The organism is Vreelandella azerica (genome assembly GCF_013112225.1).
GTDB lineage: Bacteria > Pseudomonadota > Gammaproteobacteria > Pseudomonadales > Halomonadaceae > Vreelandella > Vreelandella azerica.
In genome coordinates, this window is sequence record NZ_JABFHI010000002.1 from 809,111 (window position 1) to 818,638 (window position 9,528).

Consider the following 9,528-nt stretch of genomic DNA (forward strand, 5'->3'; position numbering starts at 1 on the left):
AACTGGTGATGATAAGCGCGCTATCAACGGCTAACTGAATGACGCGCTTGTACGTGCGGGGAAGCTTGAAGAGTGGTGCAAGCAGAAGCGAGAAAATATCCAAAGTTTCTGTCCTTGAAAAAGCTGAAAATTTTAAAAAATTATCGAGCAAAATATAAGTTTACGTTTTTTCTTAGTTCCCCAAAAACCATAAGTTAGCCGCTAATAGCGATGTAAGCGGCTGATATTATTTATAAAAATTATCATTTTGCGGCGCGGCGTGAATCGCGTGACACTCACATGCTGCTCACGCGTTACCGTCTTTGCAACATACTATAATATTTTGCAAAGCGCTCGCCACACCATTTGTAAATAGCGTCTACTGGGCTGGTCGGCGTGATGCAGGAGAAAAACACTTTCTCCTGTGTGACTACAATTGAGTACTTTAAAGTCTTACCGCTTTGTAAGATATCTCTTACACTTTGCTATGCATGTTCATGAGCAGCTATCACCTGTACACAATCTAGACATGATGGATTGACCTACCCCGCCTCAACGTCGTGGGTTACGTTGATGAAGGGGTAAAGCCAGACAACACAGAGCCACTATTGAGGGGGCAGGTCATGAAACAGTCTAATATAAATCTCTCGAAAGGTGTTGAGCATGGTACCGCTGAACGTCTTGATGCAGCCACGGACGGATATACGTGTGCAGTCGTACCTACCGCCGATCGTGCCTCATGCTTGCAAACGAGGTGGACTCCATATATGTACGCCCGTGGTGTGAGAGGACGGGGAGGCTATCCCTCTCCTACTCGATATAGAGTACGCAAGCTTATGGTGCCAGTGTCTCTACATCAAACGCTGTGATCTGGCGTTCGGTACTGGAAAACTCGATCCCCACCAGGTGAATAGGCTTGCCGCGGGCAAGGTACTTGTCGGCATAGCCTTTGGCTTTGACCTGCTCCAGCGCCTTGCCTTTGGGTTCCTGTTCCACAACCTTGAATTCAAACAGGTAGATATGGCCGCCAAAGTCGACGGTCATATCGACTTTGCCTTTGTGGCTGGCATCTTCGACGATGACGCCCACGCCCAGGGCGGCAAAATGGCTGTAGAAGACGCTGGCATAATGGCCTTCATATTGGGCAATCGGGTTGTTGCGGTACCAGTCGTGGGGCAAGCCCGCATAAAGAGATTTCATATGTGCTTCAAGACCCGCCATATCAGCAGCTTTCAATAAACGCGGCAAGCGGAATACCAGTTCATCAAACGTGTGGTGGCTTAGTCCAAGAATAGGCAATAAGGCTTCGTTGAGGCTGATTTCCACTTCCAGGTTCGGTAAACCCAGTTTATAAAGCGGACGATGGGGGACTTCTTCATGAACCCCTTGCAGCGTCAGATAACCTGTTTGGAAGAGTAAGGCATCAGTGGCGATATCATCCACATCAAAGCGGCTGAGCAATGCGGGCCGGCTGTGCCAAGCCGTCAGCGCCGGTGTGAATATGCCGCGCTCTTTCAATAGGTTGACCAGAAACGTCGGGGTAGCACTTTCAAACCAGTAGGGGCCGAATTCACGCTCTTCAAGCAATAGAAGAACATCAAAAGGGTTGTAAACACTCGGAGCTTCCTGCCCTCCCCAACGGTAGCCGTTATACCAGCGGCGGATTTCTTCGCGGCCAAGGTCGACGAGCGCCGGTGCAAACACCGTATCGATATCGTGATCGGTATAGCCGCAGATAGCGGCATAGTCGGATGATAAGGTGATGTCCCTGAGGTTGTTCAGCCCCGAGAAGAGGCTGACCTTGCTGAATTTAGATACCCCAGTGAGGAGCACAAAATGCAAGTGTGGGTCCGCGTCCTTGAGTACGCTGTAAGGGTTTTTAGCCCCTCGCGCAGTTCATGCGCCCGGTCGGTATCGAGGATATTATCCAGAACCGGTTTGTCGTATTCGTCAATCAGCACCACCACCCGCTGGCCATGGATACGGTGAGCGTTTTCAATCACGCTGGCAAAATCGTCGGCAATCCTTGCAGGTGGCGTTGCTTCAATGCCCAGATGGGCGCGCTGTTGCTGGAGTTGGTAGCGAATATTTGCATCCAGATCCTGGCGGCTGCTAACCACTCCGTTGGAAAAGCTGACGCGCACCACCGGGTAATGTTCTTGCCAGTCCCACTTGTCGTGAATATAAAGCCCTTCAAACAGTGCTTCTCGGCCTTCAAACAGACAGCGCAGGGTATCCAACAGCAGGCTTTTGCCAAACCGCCGCGGGCGGGAGAGGAAGTAATACTTGTTCTGGTTGACCAGTTTCTCTATGAACGGCGTTTTATCGACGTAGTAGTAGCCCCCTTCACGTATATCCGAAAAGGTCTGAATCCCGATAGGCAGTTTGCGATGTTGGACCGAGGACATAGGATTTCCTGAGGTTCAGAGAAGGCAACGGCTTGATACATATTAGCTTAGCACGTTGATGAGCTGCCACTTGAAACCACTTCGTCTCGCGTTCCTTTTCCTATTCAACAAATTTTTCTATAACGCTGTCAGCCCCAATTAGTGGGATCAGCCTTACCAGAACTTCATCCATTACGCCCCGCTCTGCGCAAACAATGAATTTCACCTTCCGATCTCGCCACGCGAGCGTTTGAATAAGGCTTGCCGCAACAACACTAGGCTGTTCCAGGTTACTAACGGGAACCTCTGTTACACTACCACGTACACTGGTGCTAATTGGGCAGCAGATCATCAAGCCACTCTGTTTGTTATATTCCTCAGAAGACAAAACTAGAGCGGGTCGATATTTGCCAATTTCCTTACCCTTCGTTGGCTCAAAATCAAGCCACACAATGTCGTTCCGCTTAGGGACATACTTACTCATGAATGCCCCATCTCGGCAGATGATGGTATCGCTAGTTCGTCAGCGTGGGCGCTTTCTGGTGTTAATCCACGCAGCAACTCAGCTTCTGAGAAAGGCAGTTTCAGCTTTTTACGCTTCTTAACCAGCGGTTCGATGACGATTTTACCGGCACGAACGTTAATGCTAATGGGTGTAGATACATCAAGGTTGGCCTGTGCAAGCACCTTGCTTGATAGGCGAACCGCTGCGCTATTGCCCCACCGTTTAATTTCGCTATCCATTCTGATACTCCAATGTAGCCACTTATCTAGTCACTTTAGCTTTTGGGACGATATGTGTCAACAATAGTATCTACAAAGCCAGCTCGAAAGCTCTGCGCATGATCGACTAGGAGGCTGTCCGAGAATGGTGCGATATAGGCTATGATGGTGCTTTCAACTTCAAAAAGTCAAAACCGTCGCTATGAATGTCCCTCCGTTCAAAGACAGCCCGATCGAAGCGAACCAACATCTCTTGTTTCCCAGCAATCTCTTTGATTTGTTGGCCGACGACCATGACTGCTTTCTTTATGAAGAGCTCTTCAAGCAGATCGATACCACCGCGGTCGAGCAACAATACAGCCATCTTGGCCAGCGGGCCTACCACCCCCGCCTGATCGTCTCTCTGCTCATTTATGCGTATAGCCATGGCGTGTTCAGTTCCCGTGACATTCAAAGGCGCTGCCAGCAGGATTTGGCGTTCATGTACATCGCGCAGATGCAGTGTCCGGACTTTCGTGTACTTAGCCCGCTGAAGTGGTTATAGTTTCCCGGACACACAGACGCAGATAAAATTATCTGCCCATCAAGGTGTGTGTCATGAGTCAGAAGAAAAGTAATTCTTATACAGCTGAATTTAGAGAATCTGCCGTCAAACTAGCGGTGGAGTCCGGTCAACCGGTCGCCCAGTCCGCACGCGAGTTAGGTGTTAACGTCAACACGCTGCATACCTGGATGAGTAAGCTCCATGATAAGCAGACGAGTGAGGCAAGTGGTGTGGTTGATGACAAACACCTGTATGAAGAATTGAAGCAACTCCGGCGTGAAAATGCTCGGCTGAAGGAAGAGCGAGCTCTGTTAAAAAAAAGGCGGCCGCCTTCTTCGCCAAAGAATCAACCTGAGATATGCGTTCATCGAGGAACATCGGGGTAGGTTTAGCACCGCCCTTATGTGCCGAGTGTTTGAGGTATCTCGCAGTGGCTATTACGAGTGGCGAACCAGACCGCCTAGTCAGCGAGCCCAGGATGATCAGGCGTTGAAGGCCAGTATTCGTGAACATCATGAAAAGAGCCGTTCCACCTATGGCACACGGCGTATTCAAAAAAAACTAGCCGAAGACGGTAAGATCGTAAGCCGCCGTCGAATCGGCCGATTGATGGATGAAGAGGGTCTTGAATGCAAGATGCGGCGCAAGTTCAAAGCGACGACTAACTCGAAGCATAACAAGCCGGTCGCCCCGAACCTGTTGGACCGTAATTTTACGGCATCAGAGCTTAATCAGGCTTATGTTGGCGACATCACTTATGTCGCAACACGGGAGGGCTGGCTGTACCTTGCTGTCTTCATTGACCTTTGCTCACGTGCAGTTGTCGGGTGGTCCATGGATAGCCGGATGCCGGCAGCATTAGTGAACGACGCGCTGACCATGGCGATCTTTAAACGTCGGCCAGAAGCTGGTCTCGATTCATAGTCCGCTGGACTCATATAGTCGTTGCTAGAGTGCAACCGCACCCGGTTATAAAACACCTCGATATACTCGAAAATCGCCTGTCTTGCTTCCTCTCGCGTTTTGAAGTCCTCGTGATACACCAGCTCGGTCTTCAGCGTATGAAAGAAGCTTTCTGACGGGGCGTTGTCCCAACAGCTACCCTTGCGGCTCATGCTGCACTTGAATTCATGCTGTTTGAGCAAGCCCTGGAAGCTATCCGAAGCATATTGGCTGCCACGGTCACTATGAACTAGCAGACCAGCTTCTGGCCGACGTTTAAAGATCGCCATGGTCAGCGCGTCGTTCACTAATGCTGCCGGCATCCGGCTATCCATGGACCACCCGACAACTGCACGTGAGCAAAGGTCAATGAAGACAGCAAGGTACAGCCAGCCCTCCCGTGTTGCGACATAAGTGATGTCGCCAACATAAGCCTGATTAAGCTCTGATGCCGTAAAATTACGGTCCAACAGGTTCGGGGCGACCGGCTTGTTATGCTTCGAGTTAGTCGTCGCTTTGAACTTGCGCCGCATCTTGCATTCAAGACCCTCTTCATCCATCAATCGGCCGATTCGACGGCGGCTTACGATCTTACCGTCTTCGGCTAGTTTTTTTGAATACGCCGTGTGCCATAGGTGGAACGGCTCTTTTCATGATGTTCACGAATACTGGCCTTCAACGCCTGATCATCCTGGGCTCGCTGACTAGGCGGTCTGGTTCGCCACTCGTAATAGCCACTGCGAGATACCTCAAACACTCGGCACATAAGGGCGGTGCTAAACCTACCCCGATGTTCCTCGATGAACGCATATCTCAGGTTGATTCTTTGGCGAAGAAGGCGGCCGCCTTTTTTAACAGAGCTCGCTCTTCCTTCAGCCGAGCATTTTCACGCCGGAGTTGCTTCAATTCTTCATACAGGTGTTTGTCATCAACCACACCACTTGCCTCACTCGTCTGCTTATCATGGAGCTTACTCATCCAGGTATGCAGCGTGTTGACGTTAACACCTAACTCGCGTGCGGACTGGGCGACCGGTTGACCGGACTCCACCGCTAGTTTGACGGCAGATTCTCTAAATTCAGCTGTATAAGAATTACTTTTCTTCTGACTCATGACACACACCTTGATGGGCAGATAATTTTATCTGCGTCTGTGTGTCCGGGAAACTATAACCACTTCAGCGGGCTAAGTACACGAAAGTCCGGACACTGCATCTGCGCGATGTACATGAACGCCAAATCCTGCTGGCAGCGCCTTTGAATGTCACGGGAACTGAACACGCCATGGCTATACGCATAAATGAGCAGAGAGACGATCAGGCGGGGGTGGTAGGCCCGCTGGCCAAGATGGCTGTATTGTTGCTCGACCGCGGTGGTATCGATCTGCTTGAAGAGCTCTTCATAAAGAAAGCAGTCATGGTCGTCGGCCAACAAATCAAAGAGATTGCTGGGAAACAAGAGATGTTGGTTCGCTTCGATCGGGCTGTCTTTGAACGGAGGGACATTCATAGCGACGGTTTTGACTTTTTGAAGTTGAAAGCACCATCATAGCCTATATCGCACCATTCTCGGACAGCCTCCTAGTCGATCATGCGCAGAGCTTTCGAGCTGGCTTTGTAGATACTATTGTTGACACATATCGTCCCAAAAGCTAAAGTGACTAGATAAGTGGCTACATTGGAGTATCAGAATGGATAGCGAAATTAAACGGTGGGGCAATAGCGCAGCGGTTCGCCTATCAAGCAAGGTGCTTGCACAGGCCAACCTTGATGTATCAGGCAGCCCACAGGAATCCGGCCAGCTCTCGCGCCACGGCCGTGGTGACTTGTTGCTTGACTTTGCCGGTGGCGGCCAGACAACGGTAACGCCCACACAGGCGTTTCTGTGCTTCCCAGGCAATGACTTGCACCGCTGGCGAGGCCTTCTCCGCTCGCCGTTGAATGGTGTGCGTCTTGCGCGCTGGAAAGCGATAGCTCCAGGCAGCTTCCACCAGGACACGTCGCACGTGACCGTTGCCGGTCTTGGTGATGCCGCCCTGCCGCCGGCTGCCGCCGCTGGAGTGCTCGCTTGGCACCAGGCCCAGGTAGGCCATCAGCTGGCGGGGTGAGTCGAAGCGGCTGATGTCACCGAGTTCGGCGAGTACCGTCATCGCCGTGATCAGGCTCACGCCGCGCATCGCCATCAGCGCCTCGACCACCGGGGCCAGCGACCAGCTCGGCAGAGCCGCTGTCATCTGCTTTTCCAGGCCGGCCACGCGGCGCTGGGCCTCCTTCACAGCATCAACATATTCCTCCAGCACGATCTGCTGAACGGGGTTGTCGAAGCGTACCGTTTCCAGCCAGCGGAAGTGCGTCTGCGTCCACTTGCTCTTGCCGGCATAGACCTGGCCATGGCGCAGCAGGAAGGCACCCAGGCGTTGCCGTGCCTTGAGCTCGATCGCTTTCATGTCCTCGCGGGCTCGCGTCAGGTCACGGATCGCCTCCTGTTCAGGGGTGGGCACCCATACCGGCGTCAGCTCACCGGAACGCGATAGCCGTGCCAACATCTTCGCGTCTCGCCGGTCGGTCTTGACGCGATCCCCGGCACGTTAGGGGATCAGGGTCGGGGCGACCACCTCACAGTCATGGCCGCTAGCCTGAACCTGGTGATAGACCCCGTAGCCGCAGGGACCCGCCTCGTAGCTAAACAGCAAGGGCTGCCCGTCGAAGTGCTGGCTCAACGGGTGGACCAGTTTATCGATGGCCTGAGGCGCGTTGGGGATCTCGCCGCGGAACTCGGGCGCCTGACGCCCCGCCTCGGCGATGGCCACGGAGATGCTCGCCTTGTGCACGTCCAGGCCGATGTAGGCAGCATGGACGTCGCTGGCGGCGCTGAGGCGCTCGGTGACAGTGTGTTCTACTATGGCTTGCTGAGTTGCGTTAGACTGTTTCATGACCTGCCTCCTCAATAGTGGCTCTGTGTTGTCTGGCTTTACCCCTTCAACGTAACCCACGACGTTGAGGCGGGGTAGGTCAATCCATCATGTCTAAGAAGCAAACCCGGCACGGCAGCCGGTTGCCGCCAGGCTTCTGTCGGCCTGATCACCAACGGCTCACTCACCTGGCGGACAATCAAGCCCATCAAATCAGCCGTCAGTTGGTGAACTTGGCACTTGACCATGGCTGCGAGGGTATCGCGGTCGAGAATCTGAAGGGTTGGCGCCCCAAAGCGGGCAAGAAGCGTACACCGATGAAAGCGCGGTTTCACCGCTGGTTTCATCGCCAGCTCGTGACGCGCATTGACAGTAAAGCCGTCGAGGCGGGATTGCGTTTCGTGGCGGTGTATGCCCGAGGAACGCCCAGCCAGGCATTTGACGGATCGGGGCCGGTGAAGCGTGATAAGAGCAACTATAGCCAGTGCACATTCAGTACCGGTAAACGCTACCATGCCGATCTGAATGCTTACAACATCGCCGCACGCGGCCATGTGTTTTTCCAGGGTGGTCAGCGCAAGCCGACCGCCCGTGTGAGGTCGCAGACGTCGGCCCATGCACCGCGAACCCCGAACCCCGGTGACGCTGTCCGCGCTTTGGCCGCAAAGCGCGTGAGAGTGATCAGAATCCGCGATTCGATTCTTTTGAATGAATCGTCGGAGGGTTCAAGAATTGGAGTCTGATCTACCCGGACCAGAGGACCCCATGTCTGGCCCCCGCCTATGACATCGTCTCTACATCAAACGCTGTGATCTGTCGTTCGGTACTGGAAAACTCGATCCCCACTAGGTGAATAGGCTTGCCGCGGGCAAGGTACTTGTCGGCATAGCCTTTAGCTTTGATCTGTTCCAGCGCCTTACCTTGGGGTTCCTGTTCCACTACCTTGAATTCAAATAGGTAGAGTTGGCCGCCAAAGTCGACGGTCATATCGACTTTGCCTTTGCTGCTGGCATCTTCTACCGTCACGCCCACGCCCAGGGCGGCAAAATGGCTGTAGAAGACGCTGGCATAGTGTCCCTCATATTGAGCAATCGGGTTATTGCGGTACCAGTCATGGGGTAAACCAGCGTAGAGGGCTTTCAGGTGTGTTTCAAGTTGCTGCCAGTTGGGCTGTTGGAGCGCTTGTAGCAGATGCAGATGGTGTTCCTGATGCTCCTTGACACCTAGTGTTGGTAGCAGGGCCTGATTCAAGCTGCTTTCCACTTCAAGATTGGGATAGCCCAACGTATAAAGCCAATAGCCGGTGAGTGGCTCTTCCACTGCATGAATGGTGAGATAGCCAGTTTGAAACAGCAATGCCTCAGTGGCGATATCGTCTATGTCAAATCGCCCTAGCAGTTGCTCACGTACCTGAAGACGTTCCAATTGGGGAGTAAAGACACCGCCCTCTTTCAGCACATCGACAAGAAAGGTTGGCGTGGCTGTTTCAAACCAGTAGGGGCTGAATTTGCGTTTCTGTAATAGCAATAGCACGTCAAAGGGGTTATAGACCGAACTGGCTTCCTGGTCACCCCAACGGTAGCCGTTGTACCAGCGGCGGATTTCCTCGCGGTCAAGACCGCGGAGTTCTGGTGCAAATACGCTATCAATATCGTCATCGGTATAGCCGCAAATGGCCGCATACGGGTCATCTAAGGTGATATCGTTGAGATTGTTCAGCCCTGAAAACAGGCTGACCTTGCTGAATTTAGAGACGCCAGTCAGCAACACAAAGTGCAGGTGGGGATCGGCATCCTTTAGTACGCTGTAAAGGTTTTTCAGCCCCTCGCGCATCTCTCGGGCAAGCTCAGCGTTGAGCAGGTTATCCAGAATCGGCTTGTCGTATTCGTCAATTAACACTACAACCCGTTGGCCTGCCTGGATATGGGCGACTTCGTGAAAATTGCCGTGGAGTTGGCGTCTCATATGATCCGCCGCCACTTCAACGAACCCGCCTTCCCCCAGAGCGACGATAGCCTTGAGCCCATTGGCCACCCAAAACAA

The 9,528-nt window shown here is 52.9% G+C and carries 12 protein-coding genes and 2 pseudogenes; 5 read left to right on the plus strand and 9 right to left on the minus strand.

Features of this window, described 5'->3' with window-relative positions:
* Positions 1-813: 813 nt before the first annotated feature.
* From HLB35_RS19100 to HLB35_RS17145, 5 genes are all read right to left on the minus strand, one after another.
* Positions 814-1,812, minus strand: a complete 999-nt coding sequence (locus tag HLB35_RS19100) for a PD-(D/E)XK nuclease domain-containing protein (protein WP_328731351.1) — start codon at positions 1,810-1,812, stop codon at positions 814-816.
* Positions 1,758-2,387 (minus strand): AAA family ATPase, encoded by a 630-nt coding sequence (locus HLB35_RS17140; RefSeq protein WP_235937042.1) that lies wholly within the window; start codon positions 2,385-2,387, stop codon positions 1,758-1,760. Before HLB35_RS17140 ends, HLB35_RS19100 begins: the two co-directional genes overlap by 55 nt.
* A gap of 100 nt (positions 2,388-2,487) precedes the next feature.
* On the minus strand, positions 2,488-2,850 hold the full coding sequence (locus tag HLB35_RS07875) for a type II toxin-antitoxin system PemK/MazF family toxin (RefSeq protein ID WP_171702139.1): 363 nt from the start codon (positions 2,848-2,850) through the stop codon (positions 2,488-2,490).
* On the minus strand, positions 2,847-3,110 hold the full coding sequence (locus HLB35_RS07880) for an AbrB/MazE/SpoVT family DNA-binding domain-containing protein (protein ID WP_171702140.1): 264 nt from the start codon (positions 3,108-3,110) through the stop codon (positions 2,847-2,849). The genes HLB35_RS07875 and HLB35_RS07880 overlap by 4 nt, the downstream gene beginning before the upstream one ends.
* 139 nt (positions 3,111-3,249) lie before the next feature.
* Positions 3,250-3,516, minus strand: a complete 267-nt coding sequence (locus tag HLB35_RS17145; RefSeq protein WP_235937043.1) for a hypothetical protein — start codon at positions 3,514-3,516, stop codon at positions 3,250-3,252.
* Between HLB35_RS17145 and HLB35_RS19105 the strand changes: the two genes are divergently transcribed.
* The 3 genes from HLB35_RS19105 to HLB35_RS18845 are packed head-to-tail and all read left to right on the plus strand — an operon-like array spanning position 3,418 to position 4,557.
* The gene (locus HLB35_RS19105; RefSeq protein ID WP_422822436.1) at positions 3,418-3,633 is read left to right on the plus strand and encodes a transposase; all 216 of its coding nucleotides are present in this window, start codon (positions 3,418-3,420) and stop codon (positions 3,631-3,633) included. The genes HLB35_RS17145 and HLB35_RS19105 overlap by 99 nt on opposite strands.
* 53 nt (positions 3,634-3,686) lie before the next feature.
* Positions 3,687-4,019 (plus strand): transposase, encoded by a 333-nt coding sequence (locus HLB35_RS07890; RefSeq protein WP_171702142.1) that lies wholly within the window; start codon positions 3,687-3,689, stop codon positions 4,017-4,019.
* Positions 4,000-4,557 carry an IS3 family transposase gene (locus HLB35_RS18845; protein ID WP_422822435.1) on the plus strand — a complete coding sequence of 186 codons (558 nt, stop codon included), beginning with the start codon at positions 4,000-4,002 and terminating at the stop codon, positions 4,555-4,557. The genes HLB35_RS07890 and HLB35_RS18845 overlap by 20 nt, the downstream gene beginning before the upstream one ends.
* On the opposite strand, the pseudogene HLB35_RS07900 reads toward HLB35_RS18845, so the two are convergent.
* Positions 4,551-5,688: pseudogene (locus tag HLB35_RS07900) on the minus strand (IS3 family transposase); the annotation flags it as partial. The gene HLB35_RS18845 and the pseudogene HLB35_RS07900 overlap by 7 nt on opposite strands.
* A gap of 53 nt (positions 5,689-5,741) precedes the next feature.
* Positions 5,742-5,957, minus strand: coding sequence for a transposase (locus HLB35_RS18850; RefSeq protein WP_422822436.1), 216 nt, complete (start codon positions 5,955-5,957; stop codon positions 5,742-5,744).
* Between HLB35_RS18850 and HLB35_RS17150 the strand changes: the two genes are divergently transcribed.
* A complete protein-coding gene (locus tag HLB35_RS17150) occupies positions 5,859-6,125 on the plus strand; it encodes a hypothetical protein (protein ID WP_235937043.1) in 267 nt (88 codons plus the stop codon). The two genes, HLB35_RS18850 and HLB35_RS17150, sit on opposite strands and share 99 nt — an antisense overlap.
* Before the next feature lie 223 nt (positions 6,126-6,348).
* On the opposite strand, the pseudogene HLB35_RS07910 reads toward HLB35_RS17150, so the two are convergent.
* A pseudogene (locus HLB35_RS07910) lies at positions 6,349-7,476 on the minus strand (IS110 family RNA-guided transposase).
* A gap of 119 nt (positions 7,477-7,595) precedes the next feature.
* Here HLB35_RS07910 and HLB35_RS07915 point away from each other — a divergent pair.
* Positions 7,596-8,228, plus strand: a complete 633-nt coding sequence (locus HLB35_RS07915; protein WP_216601437.1) for an IS200/IS605 family accessory protein TnpB-related protein — start codon at positions 7,596-7,598, stop codon at positions 8,226-8,228.
* A gap of 37 nt (positions 8,229-8,265) precedes the next feature.
* Here the strand turns inward: HLB35_RS07915 and HLB35_RS07920 are convergent.
* Positions 8,266-9,528: AAA family ATPase (locus HLB35_RS07920; protein WP_171702143.1), on the minus strand; the 1,263-nt coding region annotated here is incomplete at its 5' end.